We start from the raw sequence: 24,522 nt of genomic DNA, 5'->3' as shown, positions 1-24,522 counted from the left end.
GGAAAATTAGAATAATCCCTTAACAAAATTGAGAACGAGCATACCTAAAGTTAATGAAGCGATACTGAAGACAAAATTGAAAATCCCTTTCTTTTTGTCATCAACAACAATTGCATTATCAGCGGAACTATCGGTAATACTAATAAAAGAATACTCTCTGAAATACTTAAAAGTGTAAGGAGTTAGAATTAAATCAATCATTAAAATTAAACAAAAAGTACCAAAAGCACTTTTAGTATTTTCAGAAGAAAAACTTAAATTAGAGAAGGAATAAGAAAAAAATAGGATAAGAAATATAAAAATAAGATTTATAATGATTACCCCTAGCTCTTTAAAAGGAAGCTGATTAAGACCTTTGGAATATTTTAATAAACCAAAAAGATAAAAACTTTTTCCAAAAGACTGAGCGTTAAGGTAGCATAAGAAAAAGATTAAAACTTCTGGCTTTGGGATAAAATTTATATAATAAGCTAAAACAGCAAAGAAAATAAAAACCAAATTTAAAATAAAAGGTTGTACTGCTCCAAATAAAGTTAAAAAAACTTTAGAGGTCGAATCAAGTTTAGTGTTCATAGATAAATCCTTGTGAAATAGAGAAATAGAATTTAGGCCTTTAAAGCAAAAACAAAGCAATTTGTATTAAGGATAAGTCCAGTGAAAATAAATGCTTGACCAATACCAATATGTCGTCCTTTTCTTATGATAAGGATTCCAAGAATTATAATCGCATTGGCGGCAATACATAAAACAGTTGTAAGTTCATTAAATCTAAGATGCATATAATTCACCTTAAGCTCTTCAGCTCGTATGTTGAAACTATCCGTATTTTCTTTTTACGAAAGAAACGTAAACATTAGTGAGAATATGGATTAATGAAAAAATTGTAAATAGTATCAAAAAAATGATACTTACGATTTTGTTTATTGAAAGTGTGGTTGTAAAAAAAATAAATGAAGCTTTAATTCCAACTGCACACATTAAACTTAAACAAATTAAAGAGGTATCAAATTCTTCAACTTCATCCTTAAAAAGAAAACTCAGTGATTGCAACAATAAAAGACTTGATACATATAAAGTAAGTGTAAAACTATCCATAGTATAACCTTTCTTATTTACAAGAATTTTTAATTGCAAATGCTTTAATTACTTGAGATCGTTCATTATATTTTTTTGCTAAAGCACCATATTCAGGAAAAGAAAACTTTTCACCTTTGTTATATAATGAGCTTAATATAGGGTCATTAACTGATTTAATAGTTGGAACTGCTAGGTCAAGCGCATTTTGATATGGTTGCATAGCTTTTTTAAACTGATGGGGCCAAGATATAAAACAAGCTGATAAACCTAGAAAAATTGAAACTGAAAAAACTGCTATATTACTGATTTTAACCTTAAAACTTAGTATCTTAAGAATTATCAGTGATATAACAGTTGTTATTAACATTATAGAAATACAAGACATTCCGATATCGATAGATGTATCATTTAATAAAGAAGTGTCTGGTACTGGTAGAGAAATTAGACAATTATTAACTAGGTCTAATGGTTGTTGTAATTTCATGATTTAACTCCATAAGCTTTTCAGCTCGAAACAGTGATTTATGCAAATTAATTAATTTGAAAAAAATATACTTGAGGAAGGGATGGTTGAATTATCATAAATGATATAACTAACATCCCTGCAAGGAATAGTATCATAGGATTATTAAATCTATGGATATAAAATATATGCCAGCTAAATAAAAGAGCAAGAGCAGTTAAATAGAAAAATGGACCCATTTATTCACCCTATCTTATTGGTTTAATTTAATTGATAAACCGATGCCGTTTATACTCAGAAATAGACCTATATAAAAAGTCATCTGACCTACATTCTGAACCCATAAATCGTTTTGATATTTTTTAGATTTGTACCAATACAAACCTATTAAAACAAGTAGTATACCTAATACCGTAATAATTGAGGTAATTAAACTAAATTTAAAACCCATTTACATCTCCTTAAGCTATTAAGCTCATAGATTTTTAATCTATTTAAAAATTGGTTATTTATTGCTTTTTCTATATTCGTTAACTAAGTATACTAAAATAACTACCGATGACATAGTAAAAATTAAGAATAATAATGATAGTTTTGAAAAAATTTCATTATCACTATTTCTAAAAACAACTTGATTCAGTAACTGCAAAATTAAAGTTAAAGCAAATATAATTATACCGAATTGTATTTTTTTACCTAATCTATTAACTTTCGAGGTATCATTGTTCATTAGTTACTCCTTATTATCATTAGCGATATTATAGGCTGCACCGACACATTCTCTTGCTTCTAAGATCTTTGATTCTTTTATTGTTTCTAATTCCATGTCTTTGAATCTTTTGTAAAAATGATCAATAAATAAAAATTCATAGTCAAAATATGATATAAATCCTCTTTCTATCATGATCTTTTCGAGCGGTTTTTTTAATGGGAGATTATATTTTTCTTTTAGATATGTTACCTTTTTATACATATCTTCGGTTATTTCTCTTTCAATAAGGGCAGAGCATCTTTCGTAATCTGAAAGTAATACTAAGTTAATATACATTGGTCTAGATAATTTAAATTCTTTTTCTTTTGAAGAATAAAAAACTTTTCTTAAAATTATTTCTGTTATTTTTTTATTTAAATAGTAATTAATAATGATCGATACAAGTCCGCTAATTGCTATCATAAATGCAGTATCAACATTATTAGATTTTTCATGACTAACTAAACCAACTAACCATAGGGAACCACCGATTAAAGCAATTATGGATAAAAATATGGCTATAATTGAGAAAGTATCCCATTTTTTCATGAGTCCTAGTTTGGATTTCTTAAGCAGATCGTCTTTTTGATAAACATCGAATATATCGATTACATCATGCATGTAGATATTTTCATGGATCATTTTTTGTACTCCATAAGCTTTTCAGCTCATTCATAAAGTTTTATGATGTTATATTGAATCAATATAATTTAATATGTATATTTGGTCAATATAACTCAGCAAGGTTGGCTAGGCCATTTTAGATGCTCAAAATTCTATTTTAACCATATATAATTCTGAGGTCTTTTTAACTATACCCAAAAAAGCCATATTGATAGTAAATATGGCAATTATAGTTACCCATGATATTTGTTTATAAATGTAGGAGTCTGATCTGTTGAATAACGTAGCTCGTATTTACATGCGTGTCAGTACAGAGAAACAAGATCTTGAGCGACAAGAGAAGGTGATAAATGATGCGCGAAATGCTGGTTATTATATTGCAGCAGTCTATAGGGAAAAAGCTTCAGGTATTACACCTGATCGTCCAGAACTTAATAGGATGATACATGACCTTCAAGCCGGTGAAGTAGTTATTGCAGAGCGAATTGACCGTATTAGTAGATTACCATTACCTGAAGCCGAGAAGTTAATTGTTGCAATTAAAGAAAAAGGTGCAAAACTTTCAATACCCGGTGTAATTGATTTATCTGAATTTTCAAAAGATGCTAGTGGAATTTCTAAAATTGTATTAGATCAAGTACAAGACATGTTGCTAAAAATTGCATTGCAAATGGCACATGAAGATTATTTGTTAATTAAAAAAAGAAGGGAAGAGGGAATTGAACTTCGAAAAAATAAAGGTCTTTACAATGGTAGAAAAGCTGACAAAAAACTTCACGATAAAATTGTAGAGTTAAGAAAGCAGAATATTAGTATTTCAAAAACGGCATTAATAGCAAATTGTAGTGTTTCTTTAGTTAAGCTAGTTTGGAAGAGATATAGCGAATCAAATTCATCTCAAGCTTTAAAGTAATTGTTGTTGCGGATCCGCAACAACAATTGTTTGAGACTTTTTCATTCTTGTTTAGAAATAAAAGCTTTTATAAATTTTGAATTGCTAATGAACAACATAAATGCAAATAAAGTTATTAGGCTAATATTAAAGTTATATAAGGGAATATTGTTCGTAATCACTTCAGGAGTTCGTGTAGCAACCATCCAAAAACTACCAGTTAAAAGAATTAAGAGATTTTGGAAAGGGGTGTCTGCAATTTTTTTTAATGAATTGAAAAAAAATTGCCCAACAAAAGTGAAGGTACACAGTAGGAGGGAGAGGTAAAAATTAACGGCAAGGGCTGTAAAAATAGATCCGATCTCTACGGCATTCATGTTTTTAAATAGCAATTTACCAAATACCATCCCAACAAAGTAACTCAGAATAAATATTCCTAAACTTAATAAAGCTACCAAATAGTGTCTAAATATATGTTTGACAATACTTTGCATCTTGCACTCCTTCTATTCTTATTGTTTAGAACAACACTTCATTGGGTGTCTTAACTTTTTCATTTTCAAATTTATTGCCACAGTCTTTACATTCCAGATCAATTTTTTTGAAAATCTTTGATGCTTCTGATTCCTTTAATTGAAAACATCCATTTTCAAAATGAATTGCATCTGCTGTTTGGTATCTAACGCTGCATATGAGATTCCGACTTTTACATTTAGGACATTTTACTTCGGAATTTAATTCTAATGGTTTTAACGGAGTATTGAGAGCTGCTTCAACAGTTGATAACTTAACATTCATAATTTTTGACTCATAACTATTAATGAGATTTAAAGAATTTATGCCTTTTTTTGCCATTTTTCTTAAGCTTGTATAAACAAAAAAACAACATTATGGCTTGGGGAGTGTTAAATATCGCTTATTTAACATCAGCAAGTGTATGCCTATTGTAACAAATATTGTAAAAATATATTAATGAAATCTATAACATACTGAAATTTATAGATAAAAACCAGCATTTTTATTTTTAAAAAATTGCAGCACTTTGATGTAATTTTTTAGTATGATAATAACATATTAATTCGTACATGATTGAAGCTATGCAAAGAGCTAAAACTTACAAAATACATAACTCAATTATAAAACTTTCAGCAATCGTATTTGGAGCTTGTGTTACATCAACAACATATGCTGTTTGTTGGGATGAAGCCGCAAGTATGTATGGTACGGATCCTATTTTATTAAAAGCAATTGGATGGAAAGAGAGTAGAGGCCATGTTGGTGCAGTTGGTTCTTTACTTAAAGATGGCAATAGAGCATTAGGACTAATGCAGATAAATACCATTCATTTACCAGCTTTAAGAAAACAAGGAATTACTCGTAATGATTTATTCGATCCTTGTACTTCTCAAAAAATTGCTTCATGGGTTCTTGCTGATTGTTTAAAAAAATTTGGTGAAGTCTGGAGAGCAGTAGGGTGTTACTACGGAGGACCTGCTTCTAAAGCATATACGGCAATGAATCAATATTCTGCCGATGTTAGAAGATACTTTGAAGGCTATAAAAGAAAAGCGGGCTTACCAGCAGTTTATACCCCATTACAACCTCAAAGTATAAAAGCTCAGTCAGTTAATTATAACGAAGATATTCCAAATTATTCTTCAGTGAATCAAACAATTAAGAAAACTTCAAATTTCCAAATAATTCGATTCTAACCACACGGAGTATGAAATGAATAGATTTTTTTTGCTTCTACTATGTTGCGGATCCGCAACCTTAGCAGTAGCAAAAGAACAAAAAAATGAAACAAAACAGCAGAGTATGAATGAACCTAACCCTATCACCCGATATGTGAATGTTCTTCAAAAGGGTGAAGGCAGAGAATCAAAATTTGTTCTATGTGATCCAGAAAATAAAAGTTGCGTTCAACAAGAGCGCAGTGAAAAGCATTTGGCAGTAGCCAAATAAATAACCCCATTTAAGGGGGCAAAACCTAAAACCTTAAGAGGAATAAAAATATGGAATTAGTTGTTCCAGCTCAAACACATCAAATTTACTTTGATATCAAAAAACTAAAACGTCCAGTAACAATCGCCTTGATGGTTGTCACAGCAATGCTTATTTGGATGACTTTATCAACCGCAGGTACTGGTACAGGTGTTGGTTCTACATTTAACACTTGGGCGACAACAGTGGAAGGCTGGATTAAAGGCCCATACGGGAAATTAGCAATTCTTGCGAGTTTATTATTCGCAATTGGTGCATTCGCTTGGACTCGTGATCTTCGCGTTATTGTAATTCCAGCAGTTGCTGCCGTTGTAGTTGGAATTATTGTGTCGTTAGTAACAGGTTCGTTTACAGCCGTTATCTAATAACTTTTTAGTGGGGTGGGTATGTCTTCAGGTGTAGAACTTTCTCATTATGTTCCAACGTACATCGATGCTAAATCAAAGTTCTTAATGTTCGATCAAGATGTTGCTTTAGCTTCATTTCTGATCTTCATTCTGGGTTTTGTTTTTGGTCATCCCTTCTTGGGATTCTTTGTGGGATTCGCAATAGCTTATTACTTCAATAAAGCTAAAGCAGGTCTACATCCTGATTATATGCTCCACCTAACTTACTGGGTGGCTAACTCACCGAAATTAAAGGAGTTGCCTGAATCAAACAATCGCCACTTTTTCGGATGACATTATGGATTCAGAAGTTGGAATAGCATCAAATGAAAGCCTTAATTCAAGAAATAGATCACAGACTTATGTGATCTTTTCTTTAATAGGCTTACTTACTTTATCAATAATTGCAAATATTGTACTTGCACGGAGTGGCAAAACAATAATTAAACCTTCGGATAATTCAGGCCCAACGTATATCTTAGGAAGTACTTCGGCAAATAAAGAATATTATTTAGATTTTTCAAACTATGTAATTAATTATCTATTCAATGTTACACCAATAAATGTATCCAAGAACTTTGAAAAAATTCTAGGCATTACATGTGAACCATCCTTCCCACAAATTCAAAAATATTTAAGTCAATCTGAAGCACAAATTAAACGTGAGGGCCTTACCAGTGTGTGGTCATCTTCAGGTGCTTTCACTTTTCAAGAAGCAGATAAGGCCATAACCATTGAAGGAACAAGGAAAACCTATTTGGCAGATCGTTTAGTCTCTGAAAAATCACAAAAGATTCAAACTAAATTTGTGATGAGTAAGGGAACGATATGTCTTTATTCATTAAATGAGGTGAAAGATGAAATTGCAACTCAGTAAAATTGCATTGTTTATATCTTCTATCTTCCTGACTACATCTACATTTGCGGCTCAACATATTACTAAAGCTGATCAAGAAACTGTTCAAGTAACTGTGTCGAATACAGAGCCAAATGTGCTTGTTGTTGATGGAAGACGAATTGTTAATTTAGTGCCATCAGATGTAACAGCTTTGGATACCTTGCCAGATAAAGAGCAAGGGACTCTCTATTTTAAAATATCTCCATATTTCCAGAATACACCTATAACTCTATTTGTTACTGATGATGAAGGAACCCGTTACAAGCTTGTATTGCAGCCACGTAGCGTTGGGGCCGAAGAGGTTGTATTAGTTCCGCCAAAACCAGGTGCGGGCACAAGCAAACGATCTCAATCCTATTTACAGCAAATAAAAGAATTGATGTATGTCATGGGAGATGATGCCGAAAATCCTCAAGAGACACTTGCCGTAGACGGGATATCCCGTTCGTTCGTAAAAGCAGAAATCCCTTTGTGGAAAGAGTCTAAATTTGTTTTGTTGCGTCGTTACGATACCGACGGTATGTATGGCGAAATGTATCAACTAACTAATTTAACAAATAAAACAATGAATTTGTTAGAGCAGGAATTTTATAGAAAAGGTGTAAGTGCTGTTTCTATTCAAAATTTAACACTAAGCCCTGGCAGATCGACATTTGTTTATGTTGTTAGAGAAAATAATTAGGAGATATAAATGAGTAACGATATCGATTTAGAAAATCCTAATGACAAACTCAAGAAAAAACAAATTAAATGGTTGGCCATATTAGGCACAATATTATTCATTATTGTTGCTATTTTCTTGTTTTCTGGAAGTCCACCAGAAGAAACGAATAAAACTCAAGCACCTGAAAATGCGGTAAATGTGGAAAAACCGGGTGATGCTGAAGAGCAAGATAAATGGAGACAAACGGCCGCAATTGATCAAGAAGCTCAAAAAAAGCAAATTGATGATTTAACTCAAACCGTTAACTCTCAAGTTGCTCAAAATGATGCGTTAAAGTCAGAACTATCAATAATGAACGAGCGTATTAGTCAAATTGCTAATCGTTCCGAATCAAGAGTGGTAGCACAACCAACAAATACAAATCCACCAAATCTTGGGGGAATAGCTGGTACATCTTCAGCTTATCCAAATAAACAAGGATTGCATGGACAAAGTATTCTATCAGATCCAAATGGAACTGGTATCGATCCTCAGACAGGCGAGCGAATACCTTTACCAAATAATATAGCTCCAGTTAAAACCTTTGGCATTATTGACATGAATAAGTCAATTGATGAACAAGGAAATACAACATCTACTTCAGTTAAAAGCCAACGACCTGAGAAAACAACATTTATCCCGGATGGGAGTTTTGTTCGTGTCGTAATGATTAATGGCGTAGATGCACCAACTGGTGGACAAGCACAGTCGGACCCAATTCCAGTTGTATTCCAAACAGTTGGGAAATTCGATATGCCAAATAATTATAAAATGAACATCAAAGGATGTCGTTTTGTAGGAGCCGCTTGGGGTGAATTATCGAGTGAACGTGTTAAAGCAACAATTCAAAGTGGTAACTGCATTATTAATGGTCAAACAGTACCAATTCAAATTAAAGGTCAAGTCGTTGGAGAAGACGGCAAAACTGGTATTCGTGGCCGTGTAGTAAGTAAACAAGGTCAAATTCTTGCTAAAGCTGCATTAGCATCCGCAATGGAGGCTATAGGTGGACTGTACGGTAGTACAGTTGGTACAGCAAGCCAATCGGCGCTAGGTACTGTTAGAACGATTTCAGGAAGTGAACTGAAGCAAGCCGCAGTAGGTGGTGCGATTTCAGGTGGAGCAGAAAAACTTTCTGATTTCTATATGCAACGGGCAAATGACTTATTTCCTGTTATTGAAGTTAGTGCAGGGCGAACTTTAGAGATTGTTGTTCAACAAGGTGGCACAGTAGCGAATCAATTTTTGATAACTAAAAGTGCAACTCCAATGAATCAACAAAAACGCATTTTAATGGATGACTAATATGAAAAAATTTTTATTAACTTTTGCCGTAGCAATTAGTTCCTATTCAATAGCATATGCAGATGTAGCAGAAGATATTAAGTCTAATATCCAAAAAAACTATCCGGCAACTACTGTTACTCAAGTGAATAAAACTCCTTTAACCGGCATATATGAAGTCGTAATGGGTAGAAATGTGGCATATACCGATAAAGATGGTAGATACTTCATTTTTGGAAATTTGTTTGATATGAAAACACAAACAGATTTAACAACGACTCCAACAAGTTCAAACATAGTTGAAGTTGGTTTCCCGAATGCTGATCGTTTAAAAGATGCAATTAAAACAGTTAAAGGCAATGGGAAAAGAAAGCTCGTAGTATTTAGCGATCCTGATTGCCCATATTGCCAACAATTAGAACGTAATTTGCAATCGATTGATAATGTAACGATTTATACATTCCTTTATCCGTTAGAGAGTATTCACCCAACTGCTAAAACAACAGCAGTATCAATTTGGTGTTCTAAGAATCCTGGTAAAGCATTTCAAGATTACATGATTGAAAATATTAAGCCTTCATCCAAAAATTGCGCTCACCCAATAGATCGTAATATTGAATTTGCATCAAGTATGAATATTCAAGGTACACCTTCATTAATATTTGAAGACGGTTCAATGGTGCCTGGAGCAGTGGGTGTTTCTGAACTAGAACGACTTCTCAATTCATCTCAGAAATCAAAATAAAGATAGCTAAAGATAGTGAGCCTCACGGCTTCAGGAGAGTCAATGAAATATTTAATTATTTGTCCATTCATTCTTTTACTTTCAGGATGCAGTGCTCTAGCAACGAGCCCTTATCAAGAAAAGTGTTTAACAGTCAATAACTCAAAAAATGTTAATCAAGTAATTTCTAAGCTTGAGGTACATCTTCGTCCACCTGTTAAGACAACTAAGAAGCCGAATGAAGAAACTAAATTCAATGAATCAATTTTGGCTTTCCAAAATGAAAAAGCCGTTGATTCACATACAGCATTGGAGAATTTATAAATGAAAAGAAAAGGTATTTTACTTTGCTTGGCAATCAATCTAAGTGGATGTGCAGCATTTAACGGAGGGTTCGACGGTTTAAATGGTCAAAGCTCATTTTCATGCAAAGCGCCAGATGGAATTTTGTGTGACTCAATGTCAGGTGTAATGGCGAATTTGAATGCAAACAATTTGCCGTCACAGCAGGTTAAACATGGCAATAGTAAAGAAGTAATTGCAAATACATATATGCAGCGTACACGTGCGACTAAAGATAATGCAATGCCAGTAGCTCCATACGCAGATGAACCATTACTACGCCAACCGAAAACTCTCAGAATTTGGGTAGCTCCGTGGGAATCTTCGGATAGAACTTTATTCGATCAACAATATTTCTATCTAGTAATCGACAATTGGAAGTGGATGATTGAACACAATTCTCGACGTCTACAAGATGCATACGCACCAATTGGAGCCCCAATTTCAAACTATTCAAGTCCAGCCATTACAGTTGCGGATCCGCAATCTACTAAAACAGGTTCAGATGGTCCTATACCAGTAAATGCTTCAGTTAATAGCCAGCCAAATAGTAAAGAAATTTTGAATGGAATAAATACTGAAATAAAAGACTTGAATGTCGATATCTCTAAGTTTACTAGACAGTGAGATTAACTTATGACTGGAAATAACAAACTAATCAATTTTAGAGCCATGCTCGCAAACTGGTTTAAGGTCCACGTATTAGGTGATGATCCGACAGGTAAAAAATTCTCAACTGTAGATTTAACGAATAAGATTCTTGAAAGCTACGGCATGTATCAGATATTTAAATACAACATGTTTAATGTGAAAAGAAGTCTTTATTATAATGATGGCCCTTCCGTAAGCTTTGCTCTAGAAATCATACCGCAGACAGGATCAAATGAGGACTTCGTTTCTCGCATAGTATCTATTATTTCAAGTTTCCCTGCGGAAACAGGTATTCAGATATTAAACTTCGGTAATACAATTTTTGAAGATGATCTTCAAGAGTACTTGGATTTACGTGTTGCGGAATATCAGAATGGTAAAGTGTCTGATTTCGCAATAGAATTTGCAAAGAATCGAATCAAACATATCCAGTCTCGTAAAGGACGGCCACAGTTCGGAAGAGACTCATATTACGTTATTAAAAAACCAAAAATTATTCTATCAGTTACACGTTCGGGTAGTTATAAAGACCCACAACTAATTAAGCAAATGGAAGAGTTGTTGCATCAGACAAGTGCTCAACTACAACAAGCTAAATTACCTAATATTGTTTTAACACCAATGTTACTGCTTAAAATAATTAAGCCAATGCTTGACCCTGAGAGTTTATTTAGAACCGTTCCACCAGAACATGAATTCCAAGTTTCTCGCTCATACTACAGTGAAGATTATAATCGTCTAGAATCAATAAAAAGTCAGTTAACACCACGTGGTCATTCAGCAACAGTTGGTGTGTCTGAAATAGTATTTGGTCAACCTATAATTGATAAAACTAAGGGAACTAATAGATCAGTAAGAGTCTATGATTCTGAATGGATTGAAGAAGATGACGATGAAGATCTAGAAGAAGACAATCGAATTGCATTTCGTGGTTTTGGAGTTATGAGGTATCCAAAATTCAAACATCTTTATGAAATGGGAAATGTAATTGGCGATTTTTTTGAAAATTCCCTTCAGTATCCATGCCCTTACATAATTTCGATGGGTATTCATATCTTAGATAAAACATCTTCTGAAACCAAAGCAAGAATAAAGCAAGCTCGTTCAACACAGAATGCTGAAAGTAAAATGGCAAAATGGCAGCCTGAGTATGCTGAAATTGCTAGAGATTGGAATGCGATCACATATCACCTACATAAAGGTGGAGGGATGTGCGAGCTCTATCATACAATCGGGATATTCGCTCCAAGATCACAACTAGATAGTTATTCTGCAAACGTTGACAATTTATGGAAGTCAAACGGCTTTAGCGTAATGCCGTTATCTTGCTTACAACTGCCACTTCTTTATTCATCAATGCCTATGATTTTGACAAAAAAGGCAAGAGATGATTTGAAGAAATTAAAGCTGATTACGACTAAAACAACTATTAATGCCGTAGATATGATGCCAATTTTGTCAGAATGGCAAGGTTTCGGTAAACCGGTAATTATGGTATTTGGCCGCAGAGGAACACCTTGTTTTTTTGATTTATTTTCAAATAAACAGGGGAACTATAATTTTTATATTTGTGGTACGTCAGGCGCTGGTAAATCTGTTTTCTCTCTTGAAATTTTGGCAGCTTACAAAAGCTTGGGCTTCAAAATATATATTATTGACGTAGGACGCTCATTTAAAAACTTCGTAGCGCTCGGTAAAGGACAAGCAATTGATTTCGCAAAGCGCGAAAAGATTTGTATGAATCCTTTCACATGGCTAGAGGTAATTGAAGATGAGGAACTTTCGGAAAAAGAAGGAACCTTAAATACATTTGCCCAAGAGATGAAAATGCTCTTGCCTATGTATGCAAAAATGGCTTCACCATCCAAACCATTAGACGATTACGATAAAGCTCTCCTTTCAAGAGCTATTAGAGAGACATGGTTAAAATTCCGCAATAACAATGGCGTAGACCAAATCTCTGACTTCTTGAAAGAAATTAGAGATCAAAACGGAAATATTGATGCACGAGGTTGGGCTCTTGGTACTCAGTTAGAAAATTTCAAAACAAACGGGATGTATGGAAGTTACTTTAATGGTAAAGCCAACATCGATATGAATAACGAGATGATATATCTCGAACTGGAAGAACTAAAAGACTCACCTGAATTAAAAACGGTTGTGCTTTTCGGTGTTATGAACCGAATCATGCGAGATATGTATTTATCGCGATCTCAAGGGAAAATCGTGTTTGTAGATGAAGCATGGCAACTACTTGATGATACAGAAGAAACAGCAGCTTTTATTGAAGAAGGTTATCGTAGAGCACGTAAATACTTTGGTTCATTTGGCATGGGTACTCAAGGTATTGATGACGCATTTGCGAATGATGCTGCTAGAGCTGCATATAATTCTTCAGACTGGAAATTCTTCTTACGCCAAGATGAACAAAGCTTTGAAAAGTTACTTCAAGAGAAAAAAGCGAACTTTTCTGAAGCTGTCATTAAACAAATTAAGTCAATTGAAAGTATCCACGGTTGGTATTCAGAAATTATGGTTACTTCACCAAACGGTCAGCACATCGTAAGACATGTTGCGGATCCGTTTTCTTTAGCTATGGCATCAACAAACAAAGACGACTACAACTTCATTGAAGAATGCACGAATAAAGGCATGAGTATGACAGAAGCAACATACGCTTTAATGCGTAAAAAAGAGGCTGAAGAAGTATGAAACTTTCAACTATGCAAAAAATGACTCAAGGTTTAGTTTTAACAATCATCGTAATAGTTATTGCGGGAGCTATGGATTATTACAATGATATGAAACGTCCAAAGATAGCTACGATCGATATTCTGACACTGGTAAAAGAACATGAGAAAAAGCTAACAGACTTGTTATATCAAGGCGTTAAAAATCTTGATTCAGCAAATGTTGATTTAGCTCAACAATCAAAAATAGCAGATATCGAAAATCAAAAATTTACTAAGCAACTTAATAGTGCAGTTCAAAAAATCAGTGATGAATGCAAATGTATTTTGGTTAATAAAGCAGCGCTTTTAAGTGATACTAATCGTGTAAAAGATTACACACAACAGGTTAGAGAAACAATCTATCAAAAATAATTAGACAGATTTTTTGATTAAGGAGCCTGACGGCTTAGGGTGTATTCATGAATAATGAAGTTAAAAGGTTTAAGGTTGTAAACGTCTTACTAGTGACATTTGTTTTGATGTTGATTGTCAGTGTAGGGCTAATGTTATGCCAAAAATGGTTTATCTATACGGTCAATCACACAACAAGCTTGAGTGGGAAAGTATATGTAATTAAAAAAGGTGAGCCTGTACAAAAGGGTGATTTAGTTGGTTTTTTATGGCAAGGCCAGATCAAATATCCTAAAGACGTTATTTTTGTAAAAATTGTATCAGGTGTTGAAGGTGATCGTATCGTTGTTAAAGATCGAGACGTCTTTATAAATGATAAATACATTGGTAGAGCAAAAAAACAAAGTGCAGATGGAAAGCTTCAGCTCGAAGTTATCTCATCACAAGTAATTCCTAAAAATGAAATATTTGTAAGCACTCCTCATAAAGACTCGCTTGATAGTCGTTACGCAAAGGTCGGAACAATTAACAAGCAATATATTTTGGGGAAAGCTTATGAAATTTTCTAAATATCTTTTTTTATTACCAATTTTAGCGATTTCATTTAACTCTAATTCCAAAGATTTAGGGGTTAATGGAGCTGTATATAAAATTCAAGAGCCGGATGCATTAGAGCAAATTTATACGAAATTAAAGGCTCTTGAGAAAACCGGTGAGTTAAAGCGGAAACAGCAAGAAGCTGTTTCACGTGCCATGAACTCTGCTAAAAACCCAAAACCAGTTGAAAATATTTCTACTGTTACAGTAAAGAAGGTCAGGTTATTTGACCCAACCATGCACTTATCTAATGACATAAAAACTGATGAAGGGGTTGTGGTTGCTAGAGCAGGAACAAGTGTAAATCCATTGGATACCGTGACCATGACTAAAACACTAGTTCTTTTTAAAGGCTCAGATCCAGAACAAGTACAAGCGGTAAAAAAATTAACTGAATTGTATAAAAATCGAATTACTCCAATTTTAGTAGATGGCTCTTGGTTCGATTTGACTAGAGCTTGGAAACGTCAAGTCTACTTTGACCAGTACGGTTATATCTCAAAGCGATTACAAATTACATCTGTACCATCGATTGTTAGACAAAATGGAAAAATGCTTGAGATTAGTGAAGTCCCAGCTAAGGAGTTAGTGAAATGAAGAAATTTTTTACTATTTTATTCCTTTTAATTTTCACTAATTTAAGCTTCGCCGCTGACTCTGGATCAAATAATAATGGATCTAAAAGCTTACGTTGCCCAGGCGAATTTGCTAATCCAATTAGCGATATCTGTTGGTCTTGCATTTTTCCTATCAGCATGGGAGGAATGCCATTGTGGAAAGGTGGACAAGAAGATAATAGTAATCCATCGCAATTGTTCTGTAGTTGTGCGATCCCAAGAATCTATCTAGGAATTCAAACAGGTTTTTGGGAGCCAGTAAGACGAGTAGATGTAACTCGTACTCCTTATTGTATGGTTTCATTAGGAACTGAATTGGACGTAGGTGTAGAAGCACCGGAAGGTGAAGTACGTTTGCATGATGACAACAATAGGCACTCATTTTATCAAGCGCACTGGTATACAGATCCAATCATGATGTGGTTAGAAGTGATCTATGAGCATCCATGTACTGAAACTGGATACTTTGATATCGGATATATGACTGAGTTGGATCCGATGTGGAATGATGATGAGTTGTCTGCAATTTTATCTCCAGAAGCAGCCTTATTCACAAACCCACTTACACAAGCTGCATGTGCAGGGGATTGCGTATTAGCATCAGCAGGTTTTGGTTCAAATGGTCTGTTCTGGTGTGCTGGATGTAATGGTTCAATTTATCCATTAAATGGGAACGTTGGCGCACATGTTAGTCATATTCAAGCTTCATCACTAATTGCACAACGATTAGCAGCAAAAATGCATCGTCAGTTCCTAACTTGGGGAACCAATGGAGAAGCTGGATTGTGTGGCGTTTATCCGCAACCAATTATGGATAAAACAGCATATAAATATCAGATGCTCTATCCAGTGGCACAAACTAAAAAAATTAATGGTAAATGCTGTCAGCCATTCGGCAGAACGACAAGTGTATGGGGTGCCGGGAAATCATGGCCGGTAACTGGCGAACATTTCTCATATGAATTATTCAGAAAGAAAAATTGCTGTTTGGGCCCTATTTCACCGTTCTATGTGTATTAAAAGGAGTAACTAGAATGAAAAAATTAATCCTAGCATCAATTTGTTTGTTGTCTTGCAATGTACACAGTGCAGATTTTCCTAGCGAACAAGAAATTAAAAAGGAAATGGATAAAGTAAAAAATCAGACTTTCAAAAAGTCTGATTGGGAAATGGCTCAAGAAAAAGCAAGAAAGCAAATTGAAATTTTTAAAAGTGTTGAGGCACGTCCTAACAACTTTCCAAATATTAATGTTCAAAAACCAAATGGTATAAATCTTGATGACATTGCAGCAAGATATAAACGTAAAGCAGAAAATAAGAAAAATGTTGATGGTATTTTAGCTTTTGCAAGCTTATCTATGCCCAAAGATGCTTTAAACAAACTAGTGACAGATGTTACTAAGGCTGGTGGCGTAGTTGTCTTTAGAGGTTTTAAAGACGGTAACTACATGGAAATGGCGAAAGCCATATCCCAGATAGGCGTTAAATCAGCCAATATTCAAATTAACCCTAACGCGTTTAAACAATACCGGGTTGATTCAGTACCGGCTATAGTTTTAGTAAAACCACGGGCAGAAGAAAATCTAGATGAAGAAGGCTGTGTATTACCCGAAAATCATAGCAAAATTACGGGTGATATAAGTCTTGAATATGCCTTAGAACAAATGGAGAAAAAAGAAACGGCTGAATTGAGTCAGATCGCAAAGAGATATCTGACCTTTTTAAAAGGAGCTAATCAATGATTAAGAAACATCATGTATTAGCAACAATATTGAGTTTTGCATGTATGTCAAGCGTCATACATGCAAAAACAGCAGAAGAGGAAGGGAGAGATTTTGGCCAAAATTCTATTGAGTCCACATCCTCTTTAGTAAATTCTCAAAATGGTCAGAATACAGTACCAAATTTTTCAACTAACGCACCTGAATCCGCCTATTATCAAAATGGAATGGGAAACGTTAATAGTATTGGAAACCAGAAAGTTACGAACTGCCAAAACCAAAATATGAGTGGAAGCAATCAACTTAACTTGGAATGTGAGGCTATTAATTTAGTTAATAAGAGTGCTACATCTAGACCAATTTATGAAATTGATCCAAAAAAAGATCCCCTAGTAAAAGACTCTAAGGAAACTATAAAGGTATCTGGTGAAAGTGCTACACAAGCAAGCATTGAAGGTTCTACAAATCAGTTTTGTTTCAATAAAGAATTCGATGTTAAACCAGTTTTTGAAAATAAACAGTGCTCAGTATTTTCAACTAGTTCTACAGAAAGCTGCATAAACAAAATTCTCTTTACTGATTGTATTTCTCCAATAAAAGACATGATTTGTGGAGAAGATGGAAGCGGAATTGATCATACTACTTTAAAAGTGACTAAACCATTTCATAATTCAACAATCACAATGGAAAATGGCTTTTTAAAAATTGGCCTATTTGGAACTGATGGTTCTAAAGGAGTACATACTGCCGAATATAGTTTTGAAGTTAAGAATCTGGAATCTTTGGCTGAATTTCGCCTCACTGATTTTATGAATAACGACGGTTCAAGACTTTATATCAATGGTAAAGAAGCATGGAGTTTTAATTGGGGGGGCGCTCATTGTTGCTCAGGAACAACGAATGTGGATCTAAAACCATTCATCAAAGAAGGCATTAATACAGTTAGACTTGAAAACTGGAATGCACGCACAGATTGGTGGACAAGTGTAAATATTAAAACAAGAATTGCGTGCGCATGTAAAAAACAAAAGGTTAATGGTTGTTATGATAAATACAACCCGACTATTAAACCATGCAAAGAGATAAAATCAGAATGCAAAAAAACAATTGATGGCGAATGTGTTTATGAAGAAAAACAATTCATGTGTGCGGAAAAAACTAATGTGTCTGATTGTCAAAACTTAATAGATGCTGGTTGTTCTCAAATTAAAAGTGTTTGTTCATCCAAAGACTCAGCAGGTAATTGCTTAACTTATAGTCAAACATATCAATGCAAAACTTCAGAAGCACGAAAAGAAAATCGAAGAGTATGTGTAGAGGCTAAATGTACTGACGGTAAATGCTATCAAGAATCTTCAGAACCGGATAAAGATTTTGGTCAAGCAATTGCAATGATGGAAGCTACGCGAGAAGCGGGCGTGTATGGCGAAAAAGATTCAACAGGTTCGTTGAGAGTATTCAATGGAGAAGGGGGAACATGTACTGTAAAGCTATTAGCTGGTCATAACATCATGAGCTGTTGTAAAGAAATAAAAGTTGACGTTTCTAAAGCTTCAAACAATGCAACTGGAAGTAAGCAAACTCAAGCTATGGGTAATAACCCGGAACAAGCAGCTCAGCAAACAGAAGGCTCAACTTATCAATATGATGATTTATATAACGATGATTCAATGATGAAAAACCTTCAGGGAGATCTGACTGGTGGATGGCTTCAATGTAACGAAGAAGAACGGGACTTGGCCGTAAAACGTGGCGGTAGTTTATGTACTCATGCGCGGACATGGTGCTCATCAAAAACTATTTTTGGTTGTACTGAAGAGAGTCGTTCCTATTGCTGTTTCAAAAGTATCTTGGCAAAGATAATTAACCGAGAGGGCAGAAAACAGCTTGGTCTTTCATTAGAAACTTGTGAAGGAATTACTGTTGAGCAATTGCAAAAATTAGATTTCTCTAAAATTGATATGACTGAATTTCAAAACTCAGTAGTGCCAAAAAACGTTGATTTGGGAGATAAAGCAGAAAAGATTAGAGAACGGGTAAATAAGCAAGCCGTCGGAGGTTACTACAGTGAATAAATTAATCTTAGCTTCAATGGTTGTATTTAGTGGGCTAACTCAGCTAACAAAAGCCAATAATGTATTGGATTATGACTCTGTTTGGAATTGTGATCGAACTAAAGTCAACTGGTATTGTAATAAGCCAAAAGAAGAAACGCCGGTTCAGGAAGTAAAAAAGGAAACTCCTAAACAAGCTCCTTTATTTGATCCTATTACTGATTTAAATAAATTAAAGACTGCGACTGAACTTCGAGCTGAGTTAAAAAAACGAGAAGATATAGCAGTCATGTATCCGACAGAACAGAACATCAAAAATTATCTTGATGCATGGCATCTTGTACAAAACAAAGCAACTGTATTTACAGACCAATGGAGACGAGTAGTTTATCAGAATCCAGACTATGATTATTCATTAAGAAACCCATCTAATAATGCAGCGATTAAAGTTCAAGCACAGGCAAAGCAAACGCAAATTGATGGATATCTTAAGAACTTAAGTAAAGAACAAGGATTGATATTCTTCTTCAGATCAGACTGTCCGTACTGTCATCAAATGGCTCCAATACTTAAACAATTATCACAAATGTATGGTTTTGAAGTGCTTGGCGTTAGTGTTGATGGAGCTGGATTACCTGACTTTCCAAATCCTGTAGATGGCCGTGCAGTGGTACAAAAATGGGGTATTGAAAAAGTACCCGCTACCTTTATTGCATCTAAAAAAACTAAAGATCACGCACCGATTGGATTTGGTGTAATGTCTTTAAATGAAGTCATAGAAAGAATTTGGGTACTTACAAATACCCAACCAGGTCAAGATTTTTAAACTTAATTAATTAGAGCCGAAGGGCTTATGGTGTCTCTATGAAAGCAAAATTAATAGTAATTTCCTTATCTTTGATTTGTTCTGGCCCTATGTTCGCTGGCTCAAACTCAATGCAAGATGTTTTTTTGAAGATTAATAGTGAAAGAGAAACAGCTCATTCACTTCAGAAAAATAGATTAATCAAAGTTGAATCTGGCCGTTTTTGTAATGAACATAAAGAATTAACGTCTAGTAAAACTAAGATTGCGGATCCGCAACATTTACATTCTAGTTCATTAAACGAAAGGAGCAGAAAACTTAAAAAACCAGAATTAAGTGGTACTAAAACCTCTGATGAGAATTGCGATAAACCAATTCAAGTATCTTAATAATAAAGGAGCCTCACGGCTTAAGGTGATGTTATGAAAATTAAAGCATTAATTATAGGTGTTCTATTTGGTATTACGGTTTCTGCAAATGCCGATCCAGCCTCAATGCAAGAAGTTTTTGACCAAATAAATGCGCGTGGAAATGTTACTCAGCCAACCGCAATCCAGGGCCAGACTATGAATTATATGACAGGTGGGAGTTTGTTTATGCGAACTCCCAACACCACATATAATCTAGCTGCTATTACCCCTCCTTCAGCTAATGCTGGTTGTGGCGGCATTGACTTGTATATGGGTGGCTTCAGCTTTGTAAATAAAGAACAATTTGTAGCCATGCTAAAAAATATCGGCTCAAATGCATTGGGATATGGCTTTAAATTAGCTTTACAAAATTTATGTCCGACTTGCGATAACGTTCTGCAAGCTCTTCAATCTGCCTCTCAACAAATTAATAGAATGAACATTGATTCGTGTGAGGCAGCGAAAGGGATTGTTAATGCAGCAACTTCTACTGTTGCATTGCGTGGACGCGAACAATCTTCAATGAATTTTGGAACAATAAAAAATATCTTCAGTGATATGACAGAAGCATGGACCAAGAATAAGGGAAATTCACAACAAACAAATCAAACTTTAGATAATTTATCTAATCAAGATCCAAATATGAAAAATCATATACCGGATGGTAACTTGACTTGGAAAGCATTATCAAAAATTTCAGCATTACCTACAGACCAAAAATACTTAATCATGGCAATGGTGGGTACAGTAGTTATAACTGAAGATCCAACCAATGGAACGCCTAAAATAGTCGCTTATCCGCGAAGAATCGATAATATTTCTACACTCATTGGTACTAGTGCAAGTTCACAAGCACAATTTCCAGTTTGGCGTTGTGTCGATGGTACACGTGAAGATGAATGTACATCTCTTGTTCAAGACAACTTAACAACTAATGAAACATTCTATTCGCTAGTAGATGAAAAGATGAGATTACTAGCGGATGCTATTTCGCAACGTCGCCCAATTACTGATGCTGGTGGAATCATTCAATTCATCAATTTAACAGATATTCCGATCTATAAAATCATAGCACTGAATACTCGATATGGTGGTGATAGTACTGCTGCAATGATGGCCTTAGACCAGTACAAAGAACTGATAGCAGCGAAATATGCTCTTGCTTACTTTGAAATAACTTCAAAGATGGTTGAAGCTGCTTTAGGCAATATTATTGCTGGAACGGCTGATGCTGTAACTGCTCAAGAAGTTACTAAGATTAGAGAAACCTTAGATAAAACAAGAGCAGACTTGAACCAAAGCACGCAAGTTGCTTACGCACGTTCCAATGTCTCATTTAATATCGCCCAGGAAGTTCAGCATATGGAGCGAACTTTACATTCAAATTTAGCTCCAGCTTTAAGACAGTCAATTGTCTTCGCTAACACATTAGATAAATAAGTAGGGATAATAATTATGGACTTTACAATTGAAACGTACTGGAACGTTGAAAGTACCTACTTAATCCTTAATGCTGTTGCATCTCTCATGGGAAGTAGCGACTGGGTAGGGGCTTTAAAATTCATCTTTTTAACTGCGATCATGGCTTCGCTTTTTGTATTTGCTTTAGATAGAGATTTAGGAAAGTTTGTTAGAAATTTTGGTTGGGCTTACTTTATTGTAGTAATCATTATGGCGCCGGTTAGTTCAGTGGCCGTAGTTGATAAACTTAAGCAAGAGCCACCAAAAATTGTGGGTAATGTTCCCTGGCTGTTAGCAATGGGAGCATTCACAACAAATTTCACAACGGGATGGATAACTAAAGAATATGAAACACTTACTTCCGTACCTAGCAGCCTAAGTTTAACAGGAACTGGTGATATGGGCTTTGGTCAAGCCCTAATAAGAAACACAAATAAAATGAGTATCACTAGTCCTAGTTTGCGTGCTGATATTATGCAATATATCAAAGAATGTTCAATTTACGACATGCAAGATGGGGTATTGAATGCTGAAGATTTGATGCAGAAAACAGATAGTTGGAACAAGCTATTTTCCAATACAAATCCAGCGCGATTTGTAACTCTGGGTATTTTGAAAGGTGCACCTGAAACCGTCACATGTGTCGAAGGAGCAACAAGATTAAAGCAACAAGTTAACGATGGTATTGCAGCAGCAATGCGCTATTACGGAAAAAATGCATTTATAGATTTTAATGAAGCGACTGCTTTATCTATGTATACAAATGCTGTTGGAACAAGTTATAGCTGGATACTTGGAGCTAATCAAAGTGCTTCTGATGCTGTTAAACAAAGTATGTTTAATAACATTATGAAAGATGCAAATACTGAATTACCGGCACTTATTAATGATCAAACTCGTATACAAGAATTAATGGCATCGGCAGGTGCAGCAGCAGCTTCAGAACAAATGAAAGGTGCAGCCGCAGTTTTATCAAAATTAGCATTTGAAGTCATTCCGATAGTGAGAAATTGGCTAGAAGTTGTTCTATATGCAACATTCCCAATAGCGGTCATGTTAATAGTTTTAAAACCGAGTACGGCAGTAAATATTTTATCCGGTTACTTTACAAGCTTTTTAACGCTTGGCCTTTTTCCTCTAATTTTCGCATTAATTAATCATGCTTCAATGCTATATCTAAGACGGAAAGCAGAAGCTCTAGATTTTAGTGAGGGCATTCCCTTTACTAAAATGGGGGTATTAGACTCCACAGTCGTTGATATTCAAACTGTTATTGGATTATTTGTAATTCTAACTATACCTCTAGCTGCATGGATAGCACGAGGATTTTATGGTGATATAGCTGCAATTGGAAATCAAATAGTTGGGCGCTTTACCTCAGCAGGTTCGTCGATCGGCAGTTCAATGGCAATGGGTAATATGACATTGGGTGAAACTAATATTGATTCATCTTCAGTCAACAACACTTCAATGAACAAATATGATAGCAATCTTTCACAAAGCCGAGGTTTAACAACTTTAACAAATGAGTATGGAACTAGCCATACACTAACCCCATCTGGAGTTATGAATACTCAAAAGCTTGAAGATACAACAGCGCAATCTCTTCATACAGGCCAATCAATAAGCAGAAGCAACGAAAACCGATATGGACAGAGTACAGATTCTGTATATGGCGTTGGTGCGACATATGACACAGCAACTGGTTCAACGAATACAAACTCATATAACAGATCTGAAACATATGGCTTAACGGATGAGAGGGGTGTATCTAATTCTTCAGTAACAGGAGTTGGAAATTCGAAAGGGTATACGACTGGAACGAACCAAAACGAATCAGATACTACACATACGGGTGTTTCATTAAGTAAGACAGATTATACGGCCATGTCTGCCGGAGCAAACGGAAATTTAGGCTTAGGTGGTGGTGCCGGAAGTGGTGGTGGAGGCTCTGAAGAAAAACGTGTTGCTGGCTCTCCAACTAATCCGGGGAATGTTCAACCTGAATCTAAAGGTGAAGGTGGTAAAGGTGGTAAAGGTGGTAAAGCTGGAGTTGGTATTCAAGCTGGTGTTGGAGTCTATGCACAAGGTCAGAAAGGTATTAACTGGAGTGGTACACAAGATGAAGGTCAAAACAGAACTTCAGCAGTTGATGAGTATCGCGGTGTATCTACCGGAGTTAATTATCGTAATGATCTAGAACATAACAAACATGAAAGTCAAAATGAAACTCACACCTCATCAAATGGTCATGAACGTTCGGCCAGCCTTTATGAAAATAATAGTTATGCAGAAAATAGAAATGCACAATTAAGTTCAAGAAATGAAGAAGCACGTAGTACTTCTTTTGCAAGCTCTCATTCAATGGAAAGTGGTTATAACTATGCACAAGATCCTAAGTTTAAAAAAGAAGTTGCTCAACATTTTGGCCTAGACCAGGTTCAATTTAGTAATTTAAGTCCGCAGCAACAAACCCAATACATGCAAGATTATTTAGCTAATGAAACTGCACGAATTAAAGAGACTCCAAGCACATATGCTGACGGAAAGCCAATTGAATTTAATTTGCCAAGTGACTTTAGATCAAATAAAGGCAATGTGGGAAGCCGAAGTGGGATCAGTGCGGATTTTGCTGAAAATTCTAGCAATATTGGTACTGGAATTAAACAAGTGTCAGTGAATACGGGGCCATCTTCAGCAATTAGTGGTGTGAAAAATAGTCTGGATGATATTGAAGGTAATATGTCAGTTATTCAGCAGAATCAACATAATAAAACTGAGCACACAAAAGATAGAAACTTTGAGCTTGAAGAAAAAGTAGGAGAATGGAAACGTAAAGATATTAAGGACACGATTGATTTTGATCCTATTGGTCATGCGAAAGAAGCATTTACCGAGTTGAAAGAAAAGGTTATGCCAAAAAATGAAACCCATATAAACAGTAATGGTGCTTCATTTGGCCAGTGGAACAGAAG

The 24,522-nt window shown here is 35.0% G+C and carries 28 protein-coding genes; 22 read left to right on the top strand and 6 right to left on the bottom strand.

Going from position 1 to position 24,522, the window contains the following annotated elements; translation table 11 throughout:
- Positions 1-6: 6 nt before the first annotated feature.
- From EGS71_RS00180 to EGS71_RS22395, 4 genes are all read right to left on the bottom strand, one after another.
- Positions 7-573 carry a hypothetical protein gene (locus tag EGS71_RS00180; RefSeq protein WP_002011434.1) on the bottom strand — a complete coding sequence of 189 codons (567 nt, stop codon included), beginning with the start codon at positions 571-573 and terminating at the stop codon, positions 7-9.
- A 535-nt stretch (positions 574-1,108) separates the two neighbouring features.
- On the bottom strand, positions 1,109-1,561 hold the full coding sequence (locus tag EGS71_RS00170; protein ID WP_000776261.1) for a hypothetical protein: 453 nt from the start codon (positions 1,559-1,561) through the stop codon (positions 1,109-1,111).
- A 484-nt stretch (positions 1,562-2,045) separates the two neighbouring features.
- Complete coding sequence (locus tag EGS71_RS00160) at positions 2,046-2,270, bottom strand: hypothetical protein (protein ID WP_001058203.1); 225 nt, start codon at positions 2,268-2,270, stop codon at positions 2,046-2,048.
- A 3-nt stretch (positions 2,271-2,273) separates the two neighbouring features.
- Positions 2,274-2,933, bottom strand: a complete 660-nt coding sequence (locus EGS71_RS22395) for a hypothetical protein (RefSeq protein ID WP_000581089.1) — start codon at positions 2,931-2,933, stop codon at positions 2,274-2,276.
- 256 nt (positions 2,934-3,189) lie between these two features.
- On the opposite strand from EGS71_RS22395, the gene EGS71_RS00150 reads away from it, so the two are divergent.
- Positions 3,190-3,828 (top strand): recombinase family protein, encoded by a 639-nt coding sequence (locus EGS71_RS00150; protein WP_001995382.1) that lies wholly within the window; start codon positions 3,190-3,192, stop codon positions 3,826-3,828.
- Between the two features lie 41 nt (positions 3,829-3,869).
- Here the strand turns inward: EGS71_RS00150 and EGS71_RS00145 are convergent, their stop codons facing one another.
- Positions 3,870-4,301: a hypothetical protein gene (locus tag EGS71_RS00145; protein WP_001190813.1), complete on the bottom strand. Its 432-nt coding sequence runs from the start codon at positions 4,299-4,301 to the stop codon at positions 3,870-3,872.
- 25 nt (positions 4,302-4,326) lie between these two features.
- Positions 4,327-4,605 carry a hypothetical protein gene (locus tag EGS71_RS00140; protein ID WP_223831807.1) on the bottom strand — a complete coding sequence of 93 codons (279 nt, stop codon included), beginning with the start codon at positions 4,603-4,605 and terminating at the stop codon, positions 4,327-4,329.
- A gap of 287 nt (positions 4,606-4,892) precedes the next feature.
- Between EGS71_RS00140 and EGS71_RS00135 the strand changes: the two genes are divergently transcribed.
- From EGS71_RS00135 to EGS71_RS00035, 21 genes are all read left to right on the top strand, one after another.
- Positions 4,893-5,519 (top strand): lytic transglycosylase domain-containing protein, encoded by a 627-nt coding sequence (locus EGS71_RS00135; RefSeq protein WP_000568625.1) that lies wholly within the window; start codon positions 4,893-4,895, stop codon positions 5,517-5,519.
- 16 nt (positions 5,520-5,535) lie between these two features.
- Entirely contained in the window at positions 5,536-5,772 is a 237-nt protein-coding gene (locus tag EGS71_RS00130) for a hypothetical protein (protein WP_001078617.1), read from the top strand.
- Between the two features lie 50 nt (positions 5,773-5,822).
- Positions 5,823-6,176, top strand: a complete 354-nt coding sequence (locus tag EGS71_RS00125) for a hypothetical protein (protein WP_000424621.1) — start codon at positions 5,823-5,825, stop codon at positions 6,174-6,176.
- Between the two features lie 21 nt (positions 6,177-6,197).
- On the top strand, positions 6,198-6,491 hold the full coding sequence (gene traL / locus EGS71_RS00120; RefSeq protein WP_000094493.1) for a type IV conjugative transfer system protein TraL: 294 nt from the start codon (positions 6,198-6,200) through the stop codon (positions 6,489-6,491).
- A 4-nt stretch (positions 6,492-6,495) separates the two neighbouring features.
- The gene (locus EGS71_RS00115) at positions 6,496-7,074 is read left to right on the top strand and encodes a TraE/TraK family type IV conjugative transfer system protein (RefSeq protein ID WP_000376692.1); all 579 of its coding nucleotides are present in this window, start codon (positions 6,496-6,498) and stop codon (positions 7,072-7,074) included.
- A complete protein-coding gene (locus EGS71_RS00110) occupies positions 7,055-7,777 on the top strand; it encodes a type-F conjugative transfer system secretin TraK (protein ID WP_000776095.1) in 723 nt (240 codons plus the stop codon). Before EGS71_RS00115 ends, EGS71_RS00110 begins: the two co-directional genes overlap by 20 nt.
- Positions 7,778-7,786: 9 nt before the next feature.
- On the top strand, positions 7,787-9,103 hold the full coding sequence (locus EGS71_RS00105; RefSeq protein ID WP_000063840.1) for a TrbI/VirB10 family protein: 1,317 nt from the start codon (positions 7,787-7,789) through the stop codon (positions 9,101-9,103).
- A gap of 1 nt (position 9,104) precedes the next feature.
- Positions 9,105-9,827 (top strand): DsbC family protein, encoded by a 723-nt coding sequence (locus EGS71_RS00100; RefSeq protein WP_000714143.1) that lies wholly within the window; start codon positions 9,105-9,107, stop codon positions 9,825-9,827.
- A 42-nt stretch (positions 9,828-9,869) separates the two neighbouring features.
- Positions 9,870-10,130, top strand: coding sequence for a hypothetical protein (locus EGS71_RS00095; protein WP_000876194.1), 261 nt, complete (start codon positions 9,870-9,872; stop codon positions 10,128-10,130).
- Positions 10,131-10,775 (top strand): type IV conjugative transfer system lipoprotein TraV, encoded by a 645-nt coding sequence (gene traV / locus EGS71_RS00090; protein WP_000823132.1) that lies wholly within the window; start codon positions 10,131-10,133, stop codon positions 10,773-10,775.
- A gap of 9 nt (positions 10,776-10,784) precedes the next feature.
- Positions 10,785-13,511, top strand: coding sequence for a type IV secretion system protein TraC (gene traC, locus EGS71_RS00085; protein ID WP_000147410.1), 2,727 nt, complete (start codon positions 10,785-10,787; stop codon positions 13,509-13,511).
- The gene (locus EGS71_RS00080; RefSeq protein WP_000778182.1) at positions 13,508-13,903 is read left to right on the top strand and encodes a hypothetical protein; all 396 of its coding nucleotides are present in this window, start codon (positions 13,508-13,510) and stop codon (positions 13,901-13,903) included. Before traC ends, EGS71_RS00080 begins: the two co-directional genes overlap by 4 nt.
- A gap of 47 nt (positions 13,904-13,950) precedes the next feature.
- Positions 13,951-14,451: a signal peptidase I gene (lepB, locus tag EGS71_RS00075; protein WP_001058570.1), complete on the top strand. Its 501-nt coding sequence runs from the start codon at positions 13,951-13,953 to the stop codon at positions 14,449-14,451.
- Positions 14,438-15,076 (top strand): type-F conjugative transfer system protein TraW, encoded by a 639-nt coding sequence (gene traW, locus EGS71_RS00070; protein WP_000672680.1) that lies wholly within the window; start codon positions 14,438-14,440, stop codon positions 15,074-15,076. The genes lepB and traW overlap by 14 nt, the downstream gene beginning before the upstream one ends.
- Entirely contained in the window at positions 15,073-16,116 is a 1,044-nt protein-coding gene (gene traU / locus EGS71_RS00065; protein ID WP_000713230.1) for a conjugal transfer pilus assembly protein TraU, read from the top strand. Before traW ends, traU begins: the two co-directional genes overlap by 4 nt.
- Positions 16,117-16,130: 14 nt before the next feature.
- Positions 16,131-16,838: a type-F conjugative transfer system pilin assembly protein TrbC gene (trbC, locus tag EGS71_RS00060; RefSeq protein WP_000733535.1), complete on the top strand. Its 708-nt coding sequence runs from the start codon at positions 16,131-16,133 to the stop codon at positions 16,836-16,838.
- Entirely contained in the window at positions 16,835-18,892 is a 2,058-nt protein-coding gene (traN, locus tag EGS71_RS00055) for a conjugal transfer protein TraN (RefSeq protein ID WP_000591718.1), read from the top strand. Before trbC ends, traN begins: the two co-directional genes overlap by 4 nt.
- Complete coding sequence (locus EGS71_RS00050) at positions 18,885-19,697, top strand: conjugal transfer protein TraF (protein ID WP_001037429.1); 813 nt, start codon at positions 18,885-18,887, stop codon at positions 19,695-19,697. The genes traN and EGS71_RS00050 overlap by 8 nt, the downstream gene beginning before the upstream one ends.
- A gap of 38 nt (positions 19,698-19,735) precedes the next feature.
- A complete protein-coding gene (locus EGS71_RS00045) occupies positions 19,736-20,065 on the top strand; it encodes a hypothetical protein (protein ID WP_000644930.1) in 330 nt (109 codons plus the stop codon).
- 33 nt (positions 20,066-20,098) lie between these two features.
- The gene (locus tag EGS71_RS00040; protein ID WP_000692620.1) at positions 20,099-21,526 is read left to right on the top strand and encodes a conjugal transfer protein TraH; all 1,428 of its coding nucleotides are present in this window, start codon (positions 20,099-20,101) and stop codon (positions 21,524-21,526) included.
- Between the two features lie 15 nt (positions 21,527-21,541).
- Positions 21,542-24,522 (top strand): conjugal transfer protein TraG N-terminal domain-containing protein (locus tag EGS71_RS00035; RefSeq protein ID WP_133307016.1); only part of this gene is annotated, 2,981 nt, incomplete at its 3' end.

It is taken from the genome of Acinetobacter sp. FDAARGOS_559, assembly GCF_003940475.1.
GTDB classification, from domain to species: Bacteria; Pseudomonadota; Gammaproteobacteria; order Pseudomonadales; family Moraxellaceae; genus Acinetobacter; species Acinetobacter baumannii.
This window is presented reverse-complemented; position numbering and strand designations above follow the sequence as displayed.